This is a genomic window from Arthrobacter sp. PsM3 (genome assembly GCF_030433895.1).
Taxonomy (GTDB): Bacteria; Actinomycetota; Actinomycetes; order Actinomycetales; family Micrococcaceae; genus Arthrobacter.
In genome coordinates this window covers 37,764-54,700 of the sequence record NZ_JARUXE010000004.1, presented here as the reverse complement: position 1 = coordinate 54,700, position 16,937 = coordinate 37,764, and the positions used below count along the sequence as shown (strand labels likewise).

The following is a 16,937-nucleotide window of genomic DNA, read 5'->3' as shown; positions in this document are numbered from 1 at the left end:
TTCCATCCAAGCAATATCGGCGTGCCACAAGCAAGTCACACCGGGGCCGCACCGAACGGGCGGCGGGTGCGCCGGTCCGGTCCGGGCCGCGGGCCGGTAGCGGATACGCTGGATGCCGTGGGCATATCGCAGAGCATCCGGACGGCAGTGGTCGGCGCCGGTCCCCGGGGCACGAGCGTGCTGGAACGGCTGCTGGCCAACTGGGCGCCGACCGGCCCGCACACCACCCTGCACATTGATGTCATTGATCCCTATCCGGCCGGACCGGGGCACGTCTGGCAGCCCGGACAGTCCCGGCTCTACCTGATGAACACACAGTCGTTCTACCCCACGGTCATCCCCGAGGACCCGGACCTCGCGCCGCCCTTGGCCGGCCACACGTTCGACCGCTGGCGGGAACTGCAGCGGGCGGGGCCCCACCCCTCCCTCACCGCCGAGGAGCGCGCCGAACTCTCCGGGCTGGGCTCCGCCGACTTTCCCAGCCGGGCGCTGTACGGCCGCTACCTCCGCTCCACCCTGGAAGAGCTGCTCTCCCGCCTTCCCGCCGGCGCCACGGTGGCTTTCCACGACACGACAGCGACGTCGGTCCGCCACGCCGCGCCGGGAGCCGGGGGTGACGACGGCCGGGTGAGGTTCGACGTCGGACTGGCCGACGGCGCGGTCCTCACCGTCGATTCCGTGGTGCTGGCCCTCGGCCACCTCGAATCACGGCTCAACCCCGAACAGCGCGGCCTCCAGGCGGCGGCGGAGGAATTCGGGCTGCTGTACCTGCCTCCGGCTGCTCCGGCCGACGTCGACTGGTCGCTGGTGCCGGCCGTCAAGCCGGTGCTGGTGCGCGGCATGGGCCTGAACTTCTTTGATGCCATGGGCCAGCTGACCGAAGGCCGCGGCGGACGGTTCCGGTCCGGCCAGGACGGCCGGCTCAGCTACCTTCCCTCCGGCCGTGAACCCCTCATCATCGCCGCTTCCCGGCGCGGCACCCCGTACCGGGCCAAGGCGAGCCTCGCCGGCTATTACCCTGAAGCGGTGACGCTGAGGTACTGCACCGAAAGCGCCGTGGCGAAATTTGCGGAGGCAGGTATCCGGCCCGCCTTCGACCACGATCTCTGGCCTCTCCTGCACCGGGACGCACTCTGGGCCTACTACTCCACGCTTGCGCGCTCGCAGCCGGCCGCGATCCTGACGGAGCCCAAGGAGTTCCTGAGGGCGCTGGAGCAAGCCCTGCGCCCGCACGCGCACTCCACCGCGAAATGGGAAGAGCTGGTGGACTCCGTCCTCGACGTGCACGTCCGGGCCGCCCACCGGCTGAACCTGCTGGGGCTTGCGGCTCCGCTGGCCGGGCGGTCATTCGACTCCCGGGCGGAACTCGACGCCGCCGTCGTCGACTATCTGCTCGACGACGCCCGGCGCTCCGCGCTGGGGGAGAACGACCCGGTGAAGATGACCATCGGCGCCCTGCACCACGGCCGGGCGGTGCTGAAGACGGCGGTCGCGGACGGCGGCATCACCGATGAGTCGTGGGTCGCCGGGCTCCGCGGCTGGTTCGAATCGTTTGTGGAAGGCCTCGCCAGCGGGCCTCCCGCGCTGCGCGCCGAACAGCTCGCCGCCCTTGTCAGTGCAGGCGTCGTGCGGTTCGTCGGGCCGGACCCGAAATTCGGCGTGGACCGCAAAGCGGGGACGTTCACGGCGGTGTCGCCGTGGGTGGGGAACGGTCCCGACGACGGCGGCGGCGACGTCGTGACTGCCGTGGCCATGGTGGAGGCGCTGGCACCGGCCAACAAGGTCGCGGTCAACGATTCGCCACTGCTGGAGCAGCTGCTGGCCGAGGGCCTGCTCCGCCCCCGGATCATGATGACGGTCGAGGGAGCCCCGGTGCCCACGTCCGGGCTGGACGTGGCACCGCACCCCTACCGGCCGCTGGGCGCGAACGGCTCGGTGACCGAAGGCCTGTACGTTCTGGGGCTGCAGTTGTCCGCCGTGCAGTGGGGCACCGCCATCGCGGCCGAGGCCCGGCCAAAGAGCGGACCCGTGTACCGCAGCGGCCAGCGCACACTTCGGGACGCCGACGAGATCGCCCGGGCCATCCTCGGGCAGTAGCCGGGCAGGACCGGCGCGCCCCCAGCAATGAGCATGCCCTCCGTGCGTTCCCACGAAAAATGAGCATGCCCTCCCTGCGTTCCCACGAAAAATGAGCATGCCCTCCCTCCGGACTGGGCACTGGACATATGGGCTGTATGTCCATTGCTGCAGCCCGGGGGAGGGCATGCTCACTGGTGCAGGGCTGCGGAAACTAGCCCCGGAGGCACTTCTGGTACTGGAGCCACGCAATCGTGTACTTGATCCAGCCCTTGAAGTCGTACCACTTGGTCGGCGGCGCCGGAGCGGTGCACTTCGGCGGGACCGGAACGCTGGCCGCGACCAGGACGCCCGCCTTCACCACGGTGCCGGATTCGGCGGCGGTGAGCACCAGAGTGCCGGCGCCTGCCGCGGCGCCGGCCGGAACCAACACGCTCACCGTCGCGGCGCCGGCGGAAACCGGGACCGTTCCGAGCGCCGTGACCGTGCCGTTTGCGTCGGTGAACCCGGCGCGCAGCGAGGTGTTCACCGGGCTGCCCAGCGAGGTCAGATCCAGCTTGGATACCGCCAGGGTGATGGCCTCGCCGCCCTTGACCTCGGCGGCCGTGGTGTTGACCACGATGACAGAGCGGCGGGCGAAGTCCGGCGAGACCGGGTTGTGCGACTGCAGGTACTTGATCCACGCGTCGCGGTCCACGAGCCCGGAGTCCTTGGTGCCGGTGCCGGACGTGAAGATGCGGAAGTTGTCGCCGCCCGTTGCCAGGAAGCTGAACGTCCCGATCCGGTAGGACTGCGCCGGGTCGATCAGCGCGCCATTGACCCGGATCGAGGTGATCCGGTCACCGGTGGCGCGGCCGGCGTCGTAGGTGTAGTTGACGTTCTTGGACAGGCCCAGCTGCTGGTAGGCGCGGCTGGGAACCGTGCCGTCCGGGTTGGTCTGCCACTGCTGCTCCAGCAGCGTCTTGAACTGTTCGCCGGTCAGCGAGGTGGTCCACAGGTTGTTCACGAACGGCAGGACCGCGTTGGCCTCGGCGTAGGTGATGGTCCCGTCGGGTGCGTAGTACAGCTCGTTGCGCAGGCCGCCCGGGTTGACGACGCCGATCTCGGCACCGCCGAGGTCCGGGGCCTGGAGCGAGTCAAGCAGGGAATCCGCGACGAGGTTGCCCAGGGTGGACTCGCTGGCCCGGTCATCGCGTGCCGCCGGGGTGGTGGCGGTGGCAGGGGTGAACGCGGTGGTGATATCCGCCGTCACGGAGCCGACCGGCTGGTTGCCGACCACGGCTGCGTCGGCGAGGGCCTTGTCAACAATGGACTTGACCGCCGCGACCCGCGGGTACGCGGCCACGAGGTCGGCGGCCGGCTGGTCAGCGGAGGTGGTGCGCTTGACGTTGCCGGCCTTGTAGCTGGTCACCGACATGGTCTTCGTGTCGATGGTCAGCTGGATCTGGCCGATGAACTCGCCGTAGTTGCCGGTCTGGACGATCGGGCGGGTCTTGCCCTCAACGCCGGGGACCGGCGCATCCCAGGAGTACTGCTTGTGGGTGTGGCCGTTGAAGATGGCCGCAACGTCCGGGGTGACCCCGGTGACCATCTTGGCGAAGGGGCCGCCGGCGGCCACTTCCTGCGCCAGGGTGGAACCTTCGGGCGTGCCGGAACCGGCGCCGTCGTGGTTCTCCACGATGATCACGTCGGCGAGTTTCTCCGCCTTGATCTTCGCGGCGACCCGGTTGATGGCGTCGACGGCGTCACCGAACTCGAGATCGGCGATGCCGGCGGGGGTGACCAGCGAGGGAACTTCCTGCGTGACGGTTCCGATCACGGCGACCCTGACGCCGTTCATCTCGAGCACGGTGTACTCCGGCAGGGCCGGTTCGGTGGTGCCCTTCTTGTAGACGTTGGCGCCCAGATAGGGGAACTTGGCGTTGCTGCCGCCCGCGATGACACGGTCCCGCAGGTCGGCCCAGCCGCCGTCGAACTCGTGGTTGCCCACGGCCGAGGTGCGCAGGTCCAGGGCGTTCAGCACATCGATGGTCGGCTGGTCCTTGGCCACGGCCGAGGCGAACAGCGAGGCGCCGATGTTATCGCCCGCGGAGAGGAACGCCGTGGCGCCGGGGGCAGCCGCGGCCCGCAGCTTCTCGATGGTCCCGGCGAAGAACACGGTGTTGGAATCGATGCGGCCGTGGAAGTCGTTGATGCCGAGGAGGTTCAGCTCAACGCTGGCGGGGGTGGACGGCAGGTTCAGGCCCACCACCACCGGATCGTGGTCGCTCGCCCGGAACTGGTCCGGAGCGTAGTAGGCGGTCACGTTGTTGTTGTAGCGGCTGTACTCCAGGGCGACGGACTCCACGGAGTTGATGTTCCAGATGTCGGCGCCGGTGACGACGGCGTTGGCACCCGGCGAGGCGAGGATGTGGTCCAGCGAGCCCACGAGGCCGCCGAACAGGTAGGAATGCTTCGCGGACCCGTCGGCGTTCGTGGCCTTCTCGTCCTGGTTGACGTACCCGGCGCCCGTGAGGACGTTGATCGGGTCCTCCTTGGCGTAGGAGTTGAAGTCACCGATCAGAAAGACCTTGTCGGTGCCTTTGGATTTCTGCAGTTCGTCCGAGAACGCCAGCAGCGACTGGGCCTGGGCCGTGCGGGCGAGGTTCGAGGCGCCCTGGCCCTTGTCGGTGTCGTCCGGCGTGGCCGCTGAGCCCTTGGACTTGAAGTGGTTGGCGATCGCGATGAACTTCTTGTCATCGGAGGCGCCGACCGGCTTGAAGACCTGTGCCAGCGGCTTGCGGGCAGTGGCGAAGGCGACAGCGTCGTTGTGGATGATGGATTCGCCCACCGGCTCGGCCGCGGCCAACTTGTAGATGAACGCGGTGCGGATCATGTCCTCGTCAGCCAGCGGGGGTGCGTTGGCGGGCGTGCGGACGTAGTCCCAGATCCCCGGCGTGGCGATGTTGAGGTTGTCGACCAGCTTGGCCAGGGCATCGTCACGGTTCTTGCCGAACTGTGCCGAGTTTTCGACCTCCATGAGGGTCACGACGTCGGCGCCGGACTTGGAAATGGCGGCGACGATCTTGTCCTGCTGGCGCTGGAGGTTGGCGGCGTTGGCCGCGCCGCGGGCGTCGCAGCCGCCGCGGACGGTGATCGGGTTGCCGTCACGGTCCGTGTAGTAGGTGCATCCGGTGAGCTGGTCGCCCGTGGTGGGGAAGTAGTTGAGCACGTTGAACGAGGCGATCTTGAGGTTGCCCCCGACGGCCGCCGGAGCGTCCGTGCGGGTGGTGGCGCCGAAGCTTGCCGGCTGGACCGTGTCCGCGTTTGCGGGGGTCAGCTGGGTCAGCGGCTGGAACTTCCAGGAGTTGTTGGTGTAGCTGAGCACAACGTTGGTTTTGAAGTTCACCGGTGTGCCGACGCGGACGTGTTCCGCCTTGGTCAGGTACGGCAATGCCAGGGCCTTGCTGGCGGCGTCCTTGAGGAAGTTGGTGGTGGCGCCGTCGTCGAGCTTGATGCCGCGGGCGGCATTGGCGGCGACGGTGGCGGTGTATTCGGCCGAGCCGAACGGCGCGACGGCGGTGGGCTGCTCCAGCGGGGTGGTGCCTCCGGCCAGGCCGATTTCGCCGTACTGGTTCAGCGAGAAGTTGTCAGCGACGGTCAGGGGGCCCTGCGGGGTGAGCAGCATGCCTTCGAGTGATTCGCGGAAGGCTTCCCCGGCCGGCAGCGCAAAGCCGGTGGCCTTGACCTCGGGGGCGGCCTCGGTGAGCTTCTTGAGGTCCGCCGCGGCGGCAACGCTGACCTGGGTCATGCCGAAGTATTCGCTGACGGGGCCGGTCACCTCGACGTAGTCGCCGATCTGGACGGAACCGGCCGTGGCGGCCGAGAAGACGAAGATGGCGTCCGACGCCGGGTGGTTGGCCGGCGCCAGGTCGCCGCCGGTGCCGGGGGTCTGGATGTAGTAGCCGGCGAAGCCGCCGGTGGGGAATGTCGCGGTGACCTTGCCGCGGGTGGTGACCGAGGTCCCCACGAACGGGCTTGCGGTGCCGCTGCCCTGGATCTCGGCGATGGTTTTGGCTGCCGGGGGAGTGCCGGGGCCCGGATCGACCGGAGGATCGACGGGCGCGGCCGCACCGTTGGCTGCCTTGGGGGTGACTGTGGCGTTCAGGGTGAAGTCGGCGGAGTTGTTGTTGCTGTCAACGCCGTTGGTGCGGTTCAGGCTCTTGACGTCGGTGTTGCTCGCCGGCGCGGTGGCTGCCTGGGTTTCGTAGGTGTTGGAGGTCCCGTACCCGAGCAGATCGGCCACGTTGGCGGGCTCGATGGCCGAGCCGGAGGCCAGCGGGTTGACTGCCGTCGCCTGTCTGGCCAGCACGATGGTGCCGGTGGTGCCGCTGGGAGCGAATTGGCTGCCTGCATCCAGATCCGCGGCGGGGAGTTCCGGCGCCGTCGACGTCGTGGGATTGTTGCCGGTTGCCTTGATCAGGTAGAAGCTCTTGGCGGCAATGCTGCCGGTCAGCGGGACGACGTTTCCGGGAACGCCGGTACCTGTCGCGGACCGGTACTGGAGTGACCAGCCGTCCAGCGGGACCGGGGCGTCGGAGGTGTTGTACAGCTCGACGAATTTGCTCTTGTAGGCGGCTCCCGCGCTGCCGCCGCTGAGGTATGCCTCGTTGATGATGACCGGCGAGGTGCCGGCGGCTGCCGGGGAGACCTCCACGGCGAACGCCGGCACCGCGGCCAGCGGGGCTGCGATGAGCCCCGCCGACAGCGCTGTGCCCAGCGCGGTTTTCCAAGGTATGTGTTTCATCCGCTCTAACTCTCATTAGGTGCCCGGTGGGGCTGGTGGAATGTGTCCGGGTGGTGCCCGCGGACCGGCCGGACTTACTCCTGGTCAAGTAATGCCCGGCACATCAAAACAGGGGTGAATGAACACAGTGTGTCTGGCATGTGCATTCGGCGAGACGTCCCCCAGCGGAACGCGTCACAGCAGGCGCGGGGCCACCGACGGTGCTCCCCAGCGACGGAGTTGGTGTTGCTCCCGACCTGAGCCGGATGGACCTTGCCGGTCCACCCGGGGCCGGCATGCCAAAAAGAATACCGGCCAGTAGCCCACGTGGAGTGGCTGGCCGGTATTTCCCAGAGCAGTTTTGCGCAAGGATTCCTGAAGTTTTTTTCCTCAGCTTTCCCTGAGGTCGGCGGCGGGCCTCAGTTGCCCTGAACCGGGGCGTCAGCGCCCTGCTGCGTGGTCTCCGCAATGATCTTGAACATCGCACCGGTGGGGTCAGTGAGCGTGGCGAGCCGTCCGAACGGCGTATCGGCGGGCCCGTCGACCACCGTGGCGCCCAGGGACACGGCCTTCTCGGCGGAGGCGTCCGCGTCCTGAACGGCAAAGTAGACCTGCCAGTGGGAAGGGGCCTCGGCAGGGATATAGCCCGAGGCATCCATGATCCCTGCCTTGGCGGCGTCGCCCGCGCCCAGCGTGGTGTAGCGGAAGTCAGGGGTGTCACTCATGACCTCGGTGTCCCAGCCAAAAACGTCCTCGTAAAACTTGACCGCCGTGGCATAGTCCTTGGTGTGAAGCTCGTGCCACGCCGGCGTTCCGGCTTCGGCGGCGAGTTCGTAGCCCTTCATCTCGCCGGGCTGCCAGATGCCAACGGCCGCGCCGGTGGCGTCGCCAATCATGGCCATGCTTCCTTGCTCGGGCACGTCCATAGGTTCCATGTAGACCTGGCCGCCATGCTCCGCCGCGATCCTGACCGTCGTCCTGGCGTCGTCCGTGCGCAGGTAGGTGGACCACACGTCCGGGAAGTTCGCCTGGCTTTCCTGTTTCTGCATCATTCCGGCCACGGACCTGCCGTTCTTCCGGGCCGTGATGTAGCCGCCGTATTTTTCCTGGTCGCCGGTCTCGAAGGTCCAGCCAAAAAGTTCGCCGTAGAACGCCTTGGCCTTTTCGGGGTCGGAGGTCATCAGGTCGATCCAGCACGGCGCTCCGTTGGTGTGTTGGGGTGTTGGCATGGTGGGCTCCTGCTCTGTGCTGCGGCCATATGGTGCCGCCGGGCCGCCGGATTCTTATGGGAGGTGAAGACAAAGTGAGACTATTCCGGCGCACCGAAGGTTTCAATGGTTTCCGGTGGCCCGGCCCGGGCGCCGGCGCCGGCCCCGGCGCGGACGTCCGCGCTGTCCCCGCCGCGGTCCCCGATCGGGTCCTTTGGCGCCGCGGGTGCAGATCAGGGCGCATTCGCCCCCCGCATCCGCCCTGATCTGCACACGCGGCGGTCCGACGTGCCCGCATCCGCCCTGATCTGCGCACGCGGTGGTCCGTGCCGCCCCGCACCCACCGGCCACTCCGGCGCCGTCCCCGCAGGTTCCACCAGCTCCGGCGCTGAGGCTGTGGATAACCCGGCGCAGCCAGCACCGCCTTGTGGCCTAATAGGCCCATGGCAACAGCGAAAACCCTGCCGGCGGAACTGGCGGCAAGGTCCTTCACTATCAGCGAGGGCCGGCTGAGCGGCATTTCCCCATGGCGGTCCAAGGCCAAGGACATCCATGTGCCGAGCCGCGGCATCCGTGTGCCGGTCGGGCCGCAGCAGTCCCTTCTGGAACGGGTGCGGCCATACACGGAATTGGGGACGCCCGACACTGTGAGCCACTACTCCGCGGCCGCCCTTCACTCCTTGAAGCTCACGGGCAGCCCGGCGCTGGGGGGTCCGACGCCAGTGTCAGGTCTGCTGCACCTGACCAGGCCAGGTTCCGCTGCTCCCCGTCGTAGGGGCGTCATCGGCTACCGCGCCAGGCTGGAGCCCGCCGATGTTGTCATGCTGCAGGGTGTACCGGTCACCTCGATTCCCCGGACCCTGCTGGACCTCGCCGGGACGGGTGCCCTGACCCTTGAGGACCTCGTTGTCATGGCCGACGATCTCGTCTGCGAGCACGTGCGCTACCAGCACCCGCGGACCGCACGCGTGACGTTGGAGGAACTCGTGCGCTATGCCGGGAACCGGCGGCCGGTGGCGGGTCTTCGCCTGCTGAGGAAATCGCTCGGGCTGGTCCGTGTGGGCGTCGACTCGCCCCCGGAAACCAGGCTCCGCCTGCTCTTTGGTCGCTCCGCCCTGCCGGTCTTCGAACCGAACTACGTGCTGCTGGATCAACAGGGCGCTCCGTTATGGATCGATCTCGCGTGCCCGGAGTTCCGGCTGGCGGTGGAGTACGACGGCGGCCATCACCTCACGCCCGAACAGCAGTTGGCCGACGCGCTGCGCAACGAACGCACCATCGGCGCGGGCTGGCGGCAGCTGGTCATCAACAAACTCGACGTCCGGAATGGCGAGAGCTGGGTGCTGACGCGTGTGCGGCAGGCCCTGCGGGCACAGGGATGGCCAGGATGATCCCGCCCGGCTGATGATCGCGTCTGCCTCTGCCTGTCACCGCCAAGGCCCAGGCCCGGGTCTCGCCCAGGTCGCACACGCGCCGCGGGGGCAGATCCGGGCGAATTCGCGCCCCGCATCCGCCCTGATCTGCCCACCGGCTGCCATTTGTCACCGCCCAGCTTTTTTCACCGCCCAGGCTCAAGCCCGGGCATCGCCCGAGCCAAGGCCGCACGGCAGGCTGGGCCGCCACGCAAAAATGCCCCTGCTTACGCGGCAAGCGCTGAAACAGGGGCATTATTCGCGGAAGGTAAGAGATTCGAACTCTTGGTACGGGGTTACCGCACACTGGTTTTCAAGACCAGCTCCATCGGCCGCTCGGACAACCTTCCCTACGGAGTAGTGTTTCATAGGCGGTCGGCAGCAACAAAAACGCGGTGCGCCCGCGGCCGGGGGCAACTCCTCCTTCTACTCTGGAAGACTGGAAGAATGGGTTCCGGGCGTGGGGTGCGGCAGCGTATCCCCGCAAGAAGTCTGCAACAAGTCTGCACGAAGTCAGTTACGAACCGGGAGTTCTCCATGAAGGCTGTCTATATCTCAAAGCCGGGCGGACCCGAGGCCCTGGAGGTCCGCGAGGTCCCGTCCCCGGTGCCCGGAACCGGCGAGGTGCTGATCGACGTCGTCGCCGCGGGGCTCAACCGTGCCGACGTCCAGCAGCGCAAGGGCCACTACCCGCCCCCGGCCGGCGCCTCGGAGATCCCCGGGCTGGAAGTCTCCGGCCGGATCGCCGGCTTCGGACCCGGCGTAGCCAAGCCGTTCTCCGTGGGCGACAAGGTGGTCGCCCTGCTGGCCGGCGGCGGCTATGCCGAACAGGTGGCCGTCCCGGCGGGACAGGTCCTGAGGGTCCCGGACGGCGTCGACCTCGTCACTGCCGCGTCACTGCCGGAAGTTGCGGCCACGGTGTACTCCAACCTCATCATGACGGCGCAACTGCAGCCGGGAGAGACCGTGCTCATCCACGGGGCAACCGGCGGCATCGGCACGATGGCCATCCAGCTCGCGAAGGCCTTCGGAGCCGTGGTGGCCGCCACGGCGGGCAGCGCAGAAAAAGTCGGCACCGCCAAGGCGTTCCTTGGCGCGGACATCGCGATCAACTACGCCGAGGAAGACTTCCCGGAGAGCCTGCGCGCGCAGAACGGCGGCAAAGGCGCGGATGTCATTCTCGACGTCGTCGGGGCCAAGTACCTCACCAAGAACCTGGACGCGCTGGCTGACTACGGGCGGCTGGTAGTGATCGGCCTGCAGGGTGGCACCAAAGGTGAACTGGATCTCGGCAAGCTGCTGAGCAAGCGTGCCGCGATCATTGCCACGGCGCTGCGCCCGAGGCCCGTGGAGGAGAAGACCGTGATCATGGACGCGGTCCGCGAGGCGGTCTGGCCGCTGCTCAGCGATGGCCGGATCCGCCCGTTGGTGGCAAAGACCTTCCCGCTGGGGCAGGTCGGCGCCGCACACAGGTACTTCGACAGTGGCGACCACGTGGGGAAAATCCTGCTGGTTATGTAGCACACATATTCCAGTTTTGGTATATCAGAATTGCTTCGGCATGCGGAATGACTGTAGTGTAATTCCATACGCGGTATACACGCGTCTTGGGGCGCGTGTATGCTGTCGTCCCGCTACCCTCCGGGAGCATAATGTCCATCCGTCACAGCCTCCTCGCACTCCTGCAGGACCGGCCACGCTATGGCTACCAGCTCAGGATCGAATTCGAAGATCGCACCGGATCCTCCTGGCCCCTCAATATCGGGCAGGTCTACACCACCCTCGATCGCCTGGAACGCGACGGCCTTGTCACCAAGGACGGCGCCGACGGCGAGGGGCACGTGGTTTACAGCATCACGCCCGAGGGCAGCGCTGAAGTCCGGCACTGGTTTACCTCTCCGGTGCCGCGGACCCGCCCTCCGCGGAACGAACTGGCCATCAAACTCGCCCTGGGGCTCACGCTTCCCGGAGTAGACGTCGGCGCCGCCATCCACGCCCAGCGCGCCATTTCCATCCGGGCCCTGCAGGACTACACCAAGGCGCGCAGGGATACGGCGTCCCAGCACCGTTCCGCGGACACCGCCCGGCTGCTGGTCCTGGATTCCCTCATCTTCCAGACCGAAGCCGAGGTGCGATGGCTGGATCTCTGTGAAGCCCGGCTCATGCAGCTGGCCGGCCCGCCTGACCCCTAATGTCGGCCCCCCTGACCCCTAAAGACCGGCCCGCCCCCTGACCCTCTTACGGCTGCTACCCGCAAGTAACACCCGCCGGTAACCATTCCGCCGTTGGGCGCGTTTGGCCGACCGCTCATCGACTCCACCGGCCCGTCCGGCGTAAAGCCATACCCAAGATTCGCCGCCGTTGGTAGGGTGCCTTGGGGCACATCTGTCGATTGGATTTGCCCGGTTGGGGTTTCTCAAGGAGGAGACATGGGCACAATGCCAGATGGCACGCCAAAAAACTTAGTGGTCGATGACGGCATCACGCCGGATCCGGCTCTGCCGCCCACATCCGTGGACGTGTCCGCGCTCGAAGCCGAAGAGCGTAAATGGACGCCGGCCAAGATTGCGCTTTGGGTGGCGATCTCCCTGCTGGGCGCCGTGGCATGGTTCATGCTCGCGATTGTCCGCGGCGAAACGGTCAACGCCATCTGGTTCGTGTTCGCCGCGGTCTGCACCTACCTGATCGGCTACCGCTTTTACTCCAAGGTTATCGAGCGCTACCTGCTCAAGCCGAACGACCGCCGGGCCACGCCCGCGGAGTACAAAGCAGACGGCAAGGACTACGTCCGAACGGACCGCAACGTCCTGTTCGGCCACCACTTCGCCGCCATCGCCGGCGCCGGCCCCCTGGTGGGCCCGATCCTCGCAGCCCAGATGGGCTACCTCCCGGGCACCATCTGGATCATCTTCGGCGTCGTGTTCGCCGGAGCCGTCCAGGACTACGTCGTGTTGTTCTTCTCCATGCGCCGCGGCGGACGCTCCCTGGGCCAGATGGCCCGCGAGGAACTCGGCGTCATCGGCGGCACCGCCGCCCTGGTCGCCACTTTGCTGATCATGGTGATCATCGTCGCCATCCTGGCCCTCGTCGTCGTCAACGCCCTGGCCGAAAGCCCGTGGGGCGTCTTCTCCGTCGGCATGACCATCCCGATCGCCCTCTTTATGGGCATCTACCTGCGCTTCATCCGCCCCGGCAAGATCATGGAAGTTTCCCTCATCGGGTTCGTCCTGCTCATGGCCGCCATCATCGGTGGCGGCGCCGTTGCCGCCACTGACTGGGGCCATGCCTTCTTCACGCTGGACAAGGTCACCATCGCGTGGGCGCTCATCATCTACGGCTTCATCGCAGCGATTCTGCCGGTCTGGCTCCTGCTGGCCCCGCGTGACTACCTCTCCACCTTCATGAAGATCGGCGTCATCGCGATGCTGGCCGTGGCAGTCATCGTGGTCCGCCCGGAAATCTCCGTCCCGGCCTTCAGCGAATTCGCCAGCCGCGATAATGGGCCCGTCTTCCCGGGCGCGGTGTTCCCGTTCCTCTTTGTCACCATCGCGTGTGGTGCGCTTTCGGGATTCCATGCCCTGATCGCCTCCGGCACCACGCCGAAGCTGATCGAGAAGGAACGCCAGACCCGCTTCATCGGGTACGGCGGAATGCTGATGGAGTCCTTCGTGGCCATCATGGCCCTCGTCGCGGCGATCTCCATTGACCGCGGGCTCTACTTCGCGATGAACTCCCCGGCCGCACTCACCGGCGGCACCGTGGAAACGGCGGCCGCCTGGGTCAATAGCCTGGGATTGTCCGGCGTGAACATCAGCCCCAACATGCTTGCCGAGACGGCCGCCAACGTCGGCGAGACCAGCATCATCTCCCGCACCGGCGGAGCGCCGACCCTCGCCGTGGGCCTTGCCCACATCATGCAGCAGTTCATCGGCGGCACCGCCATGATGGCGTTCTGGTACCACTTCGCCATCATGTTCGAGGCTCTGTTCATCCTCACCGCGGTCGACGCCGGCACCCGGGTTGCGCGCTTCATGCTGCAGGACTCGATCGGCAACTTCATCCCGAAATTCAAGGAACACTCCTGGCGTCCCGGCGCGTGGCTTGCCACCGCCGTAATGGTCGCGGCCTGGGGCGCCGTGCTGATCATGGGCGTCACGGATCCGCTCGGCGGCATCAATACCCTGTTCCCGCTGTTCGGCATCGCCAACCAGCTGCTGGCCGCCATCGCCTTGTCCGTCTGCCTGGCCATCGCGGCCAAGAGGGGCTCCTTCAAGTACCTCTGGATCGTGGCGGTCCCGATGGCCTTCGCGGCCGTCGTGACCATCACGGCCAGCTACCAGAAGATCTTCTCCTCCACTCCGGCGGTCGGCTACTTCGCCAACAACGCGGCCTTCTCCAAGGCACTCGCGGACGGCAAGACCTCCTTCGGCACGGCGAAGACCGTCCCGGCCATGGAAGCCGTAATCCGCAACACCGCGATCCAGGGCTGGCTCTCGGTCATCTTCGTGGTGCTCAGCATCATCGTCATCGTGGCGGCGCTTATCGCCACCTACAAGGCGTTCCGCAACACCAAGGCAGGTGTGATCAACACAGACAACGAGGATCCGGCACTGCCGTCCCGTGTCTTCGCGCCGGCCGGACCAGCGCCCACTCCGGCAGAGCGTGAGCTCCTGGCGAAGTGGAACCAGCTGCCGGCGGACCACCGGACCGCCAAGGCAACCCACCAATAATCCGGAGGCACAGATGAACGCTGTAGTTGCAGGCTTCCGGGGATTCACCCGGTACCTGGGTGGTGTGATGGGTGCGGATGCGTACGCAAAGTACCTGGCACACCATGCTGAGGCCGGTCACGGTGCCGCACCGATGACCGAAAAGGAATTCTGGCGGGACCAGACTGACCGTCAGGAAGCCAACCCGCAGGGCCGTTGCTGCTGAGCGGTTTCGACGGATCAGCGCTGCCGCTGTTGGAGGGCGCCGCCGGGCACATCAGTGCCCGGCGGCGCCCTCCGCCGTCGTTGTTGGTCCTCCGTTCCGCGCAGACTGCTGAGCCGCGCGGCGTTACCCGCGCAATAGCCCGGTGCGCGGCTCCGGGCTCGTGAGAGTATGAAGCCATGAGCGATCCACATGACACTCAGCCCGCCGTCGACTTCCCTGTCGAAGGGACCACCCTGAACTCGCCGCCGGCCGGCGACGGCAGGCAGGCGGCGCCGGGCGGCCAACCCGCAGCCACCGCGAGTGCGCGGGCCAAATCCAGCCAGCTCCAGGACCTCGTTGACGAACCCGCGAAGGTGATGCGGATCGGCACCATGATGAAGCAGCTCCTGGACGAAGTGAAATCCGCACCCCTCGACGAGGCTGCGCGGGTCCGGCTGGCCGAAATACATGAACGCTCGATCAAGGAGCTGGAGGACGGCCTGGCGCCGGAACTGGTCGAGGAGCTGGAGCGGATCACCCTGCCTTTCCCCGAGGACGGAACCCCGTCGGACGCGGAGCTGCGGATCGCCCAGGCGCAACTGGTTGGCTGGCTGGAGGGCCTCTTCCACGGAATCCAGACCGCCCTTGCAGCCCAGCAGGCCGCCCGGCAGCACGCCGCCGCGCAGGCACAGCTCCGCCAGTTGCCGCCCGGAACCATGATCGCCCCCGGCGTGATCATCGGCGAGAACGGCGAGCCCCAGCGCGCCGCCGCGCCCCGGCCCGGTGCGGATCCCTCGCAGCCTCCCGGACCCGCCGACCCGGACCACGGTCCCGGCCAGTACCTGTAAGGCAACGTTGGGATTTTTCAGCTCCGCCCGGCAGGGGCGGAAAGACGACGCCGAACTCGGCAAAGGCCTCTGGCGGCGTGCCTACGACCGCTTCACCCGGGGGCTCGACCGCTACCACCAGATCCTCGAGGGGGTGGAGGATGAGGCCCTCTATGCCGAGCTCCTTGAGATCGCGAACGAGCTTTCCGCGCTCTCCGGGCGGGTCCGGCAGGTCTGCGTGGAAGCCCAGCGGCGCGCACCCAGCGAGGGACTCGACATTCCGGGGAGCCTGGCCGGAGTCCACCGCGCACTGTCAACGGCCGGCAATTCCCTGGCGACCACGGCCGAAGCAGCCGCGATGCTGCGGCTCGCCCTCGGGCCCGCCCCGGCCGGCGCCGAGTCGGTGCGGCGCCGTGCCGCCTCGGTACTGGAGCAGGTCAACGACGCCGAACGCCGGCTTGCCGAGGCGGCCGGCACGGACTGATAGTCCAGGACTGCCGCCGCCGTGGACCGGTATTCCCGGTTAAGCGGCTAGCTTAGCCGCCCCCGATTCGCTGGCGGTCCGGCGCGTGCGTTGGCAAGATGGCCAGATGACTCTTTCACCGGTACTGACTTTCAATGACGGCAACACCATTCCCCAGCTTGGCTACGGAGTGTGGCAGGTTGAAGACGACGTCGCCGAGAAGGTGGTTGTCCAGGCTTTCGAGGCCGGCTTCCGCCACATCGACACCGCCAAGATCTACGGCAACGAAGCCGGCGTCGGCCGCGCGATCCAGCGCTCAGGCCTCCGGCCCGAGGAAATCTTCATCACCACCAAGCTGTGGAACGCGGACCAGGGCTATGACTCCACGCTGAAGGCCTTTGATGAGTCCATGGAACGCTTGGGCCTGGAAACCCTGGACATGTACCTGATCCACTGGATGCAGCCCAAGCAGGACAAGTACGTGGACACCTGGAAGGCTCTGATCGAGCTGCAGAAACAGGGCCGCGTGAAGACCATCGGCGTCTCCAACTTCACCAAGGAAGGGCTGCAGCGCCTGATCGATGAGACCGGCGTCGTACCGGCCATCAACCAGATCGAACTGCACCCGTTCTTCAACCAGGCAGCGTTGCGGGAATTCAACGCCTCCAAGGGCATCCTCACCGAAGCCTGGTCTCCGCTTGGCCAGGGCGGCGAGCTACTCGAGAGCCCGGTCATCGGCCAGATTGCGGCCAAGCACAACGCCACACCGGCGCAGGTTGTCATCGCCTGGCACCTGGCCATCGGCAACGTGGTCATCCCCAAGTCCGTCACCGAGGCCCGCATCCGGGAGAACTACGCCGCGCTGGATGTCAGCCTGGATGAGACCGATGTGCAGGCCATCAACGGCCTGGACAACTCGGCGGAGGGCGCAGGCCGCATCGGCGCCGACCCGGCCGTCTCCGACTTCGCTTAGGCCGAGGCCGGAGCAACTGCCGGCGGCCTAATCAGCAGCAGGGCCTTCATCCGAACCGGGTGGGGGCCCTTTCTGCTGCCCGGCGACATTAGCGGTCCAGGCTAGGCGGCCTTCCGGCTTTCCTGCGCCGGTACTGCGTCGATGATGGCCCAGCCTTGCTCGTCAGCGACCCGGCGGCTGGCGAAGCGTTCGGCGTCGGAGACGTCGTCGAAGGTATCGGTGCGGATCCGGCCGCAGTCGGTGTCCAGGTAGGTGACTTCAAAGTACTGGTTGGTGTCCATGATTTAAGTGTGCGGCCG

The 16,937-nt window shown here is 67.2% G+C and carries 12 protein-coding genes and 1 tRNA gene; 9 read left to right on the top strand and 4 right to left on the bottom strand.

The features are described from left to right. Positions 1 to 117 precede the first annotated feature (117 nt). A complete protein-coding gene (locus QCD75_RS02775; RefSeq protein ID WP_301225508.1) occupies positions 118 to 2,097 on the top strand; it encodes an FAD/NAD(P)-binding protein in 1,980 nt (659 codons plus the stop codon). 193 nt (positions 2,098 to 2,290) lie between these two features. Here QCD75_RS02775 and QCD75_RS02770 read toward each other — a convergent pair whose 3' ends face one another. Then, the gene (locus QCD75_RS02770; protein WP_301225506.1) at positions 2,291 to 6,862 is read right to left on the bottom strand and encodes an ExeM/NucH family extracellular endonuclease; all 4,572 of its coding nucleotides are present in this window, start codon (positions 6,860 to 6,862) and stop codon (positions 2,291 to 2,293) included. A gap of 398 nt (positions 6,863 to 7,260) precedes the next feature. Continuing rightward, positions 7,261 to 8,070, bottom strand: a complete 810-nt coding sequence (locus tag QCD75_RS02765) for a VOC family protein (RefSeq protein ID WP_301225504.1) — start codon at positions 8,068 to 8,070, stop codon at positions 7,261 to 7,263. Positions 8,071 to 8,492: 422 nt separating this feature from the next. Between QCD75_RS02765 and QCD75_RS02760 the strand changes: the two genes are divergently transcribed. Continuing rightward, on the top strand, positions 8,493 to 9,440 hold the full coding sequence (locus tag QCD75_RS02760; protein ID WP_301225502.1) for an endonuclease domain-containing protein: 948 nt from the start codon (positions 8,493 to 8,495) through the stop codon (positions 9,438 to 9,440). 283 nt (positions 9,441 to 9,723) lie between these two features. Here QCD75_RS02760 and QCD75_RS02755 read toward each other — a convergent pair. Next, a tRNA-Ser gene (locus QCD75_RS02755) sits at positions 9,724 to 9,811 on the bottom strand. Positions 9,812 to 9,998: 187 nt separating this feature from the next. Here QCD75_RS02755 and QCD75_RS02750 point away from each other — a divergent pair. The 7 genes from QCD75_RS02750 (at position 9,999) to QCD75_RS02720 (ending at position 16,638) form a co-directional block, all read left to right on the top strand. Next, positions 9,999 to 10,982, top strand: a complete 984-nt coding sequence (locus QCD75_RS02750; protein WP_301225500.1) for an NAD(P)H-quinone oxidoreductase — start codon at positions 9,999 to 10,001, stop codon at positions 10,980 to 10,982. A 131-nt stretch (positions 10,983 to 11,113) separates the two neighbouring features. Further along, complete coding sequence (locus QCD75_RS02745; protein WP_301225498.1) at positions 11,114 to 11,653, top strand: PadR family transcriptional regulator; 540 nt, start codon at positions 11,114 to 11,116, stop codon at positions 11,651 to 11,653. Positions 11,654 to 11,890: 237 nt separating this feature from the next. After that, on the top strand, positions 11,891 to 14,191 hold the full coding sequence (locus QCD75_RS02740) for a carbon starvation CstA family protein (protein ID WP_441005429.1): 2,301 nt from the start codon (positions 11,891 to 11,893) through the stop codon (positions 14,189 to 14,191). Positions 14,192 to 14,204: 13 nt separating this feature from the next. Next, a complete protein-coding gene (locus QCD75_RS02735; protein ID WP_301225496.1) occupies positions 14,205 to 14,396 on the top strand; it encodes a YbdD/YjiX family protein in 192 nt (63 codons plus the stop codon). Between the two features lie 176 nt (positions 14,397 to 14,572). Beyond that, on the top strand, positions 14,573 to 15,223 hold the full coding sequence (locus tag QCD75_RS02730; RefSeq protein WP_301225494.1) for a bacterial proteasome activator family protein: 651 nt from the start codon (positions 14,573 to 14,575) through the stop codon (positions 15,221 to 15,223). Between the two features lie 7 nt (positions 15,224 to 15,230). Then, complete coding sequence (locus tag QCD75_RS02725) at positions 15,231 to 15,686, top strand: hypothetical protein (RefSeq protein ID WP_226761062.1); 456 nt, start codon at positions 15,231 to 15,233, stop codon at positions 15,684 to 15,686. A 106-nt stretch (positions 15,687 to 15,792) separates the two neighbouring features. Further along, positions 15,793 to 16,638, top strand: coding sequence for an aldo/keto reductase (locus QCD75_RS02720; RefSeq protein WP_301225491.1), 846 nt, complete (start codon positions 15,793 to 15,795; stop codon positions 16,636 to 16,638). Between the two features lie 101 nt (positions 16,639 to 16,739). Here QCD75_RS02720 and QCD75_RS02715 read toward each other — a convergent pair whose 3' ends face one another. Continuing rightward, positions 16,740 to 16,919 (bottom strand): hypothetical protein, encoded by a 180-nt coding sequence (locus QCD75_RS02715; protein WP_301225489.1) that lies wholly within the window; start codon positions 16,917 to 16,919, stop codon positions 16,740 to 16,742. Between the last annotated feature and the right edge of the window lie 18 nt (positions 16,920 to 16,937).

Bases quoted from the DNA above. Each gene is read 5' to 3' on its own strand.
- QCD75_RS02715 (WP_301225489.1), bottom strand. From the start codon at position 16,919: ATGGACACCAACCAGTACTTTGAAGTCACCTACCTGGACACCGACTGC.
- QCD75_RS02765 (WP_301225504.1), bottom strand. From the start codon at position 8,070: ATGCCAACACCCCAACACACCAACGGAGCGCCGTGCTGGATCGACCTG.
- QCD75_RS02750 (WP_301225500.1), top strand. From the start codon at position 9,999: ATGAAGGCTGTCTATATCTCAAAGCCGGGCGGACCCGAGGCCCTGGAG.
- QCD75_RS02745 (WP_301225498.1), top strand. From the start codon at position 11,114: ATGTCCATCCGTCACAGCCTCCTCGCACTCCTGCAGGACCGGCCACGC.
- QCD75_RS02720 (WP_301225491.1), top strand. From the start codon at position 15,793: ATGACTCTTTCACCGGTACTGACTTTCAATGACGGCAACACCATTCCC.
- QCD75_RS02735 (WP_301225496.1), top strand. From the start codon at position 14,205: ATGAACGCTGTAGTTGCAGGCTTCCGGGGATTCACCCGGTACCTGGGT.
- QCD75_RS02770 (WP_301225506.1), bottom strand. From the start codon at position 6,862: ATGAAACACATACCTTGGAAAACCGCGCTGGGCACAGCGCTGTCGGCG.
- QCD75_RS02730 (WP_301225494.1), top strand. From the start codon at position 14,573: ATGAGCGATCCACATGACACTCAGCCCGCCGTCGACTTCCCTGTCGAA.
- QCD75_RS02760 (WP_301225502.1), top strand. From the start codon at position 8,493: ATGGCAACAGCGAAAACCCTGCCGGCGGAACTGGCGGCAAGGTCCTTC.
- QCD75_RS02740 (WP_441005429.1), top strand. From the start codon at position 11,891: ATGGGCACAATGCCAGATGGCACGCCAAAAAACTTAGTGGTCGATGAC.